Annotated in this window: 1 protein-coding gene; it reads right to left on the minus strand. The window is 71.2% G+C overall.

Annotated elements, in window-relative coordinates; genetic code table 11:
- Positions 1-382: hypothetical protein (locus tag D7Y04_RS44990; RefSeq protein WP_199749857.1), on the minus strand; the 382-nt coding region annotated here is incomplete at both ends.

Below are 382 nucleotides of genomic sequence, written 5' to 3' on the forward strand. Positions count from 1 at the left end.
TCTTCGGCGCCGCGCGCAGCGCCGCCGTCGTCGGCATGTCGAACGGGTAGCACGCGGAGATGGGCGTCGGCGCGGTCGTCAGCGTGGCGCTCAGCTCCAGGTTGAAGCGCGCATCGGACGTGTTCGCCGCGGACTGGTGCAACTCCACCGCGAGGACGTTCGTCCCCGTGCGCAGCGCCGCCACGTCGACGGCCTGACTCATCCACGTCTGCTCTTCCGCGGGCAACGAGACGGTGGCGGGCGCCAGCGTACGGTAGCCCACCGTTCCGGCGGGCAGGTTGCTGCGGAAGACCTCCGTGCCGTTCAGGTAGACGATGGCCCCGTCATCCCGCTGCAGCCGCACCAGCAGCTCGCTGACCCGCGCCGCGTCCGCGACGGTGAA

Source organism: Corallococcus sp. AB038B (genome assembly GCF_003668955.1).
In the GTDB taxonomy this organism is placed as follows: Bacteria; Myxococcota; Myxococcia; order Myxococcales; family Myxococcaceae; genus Corallococcus; species Corallococcus exiguus.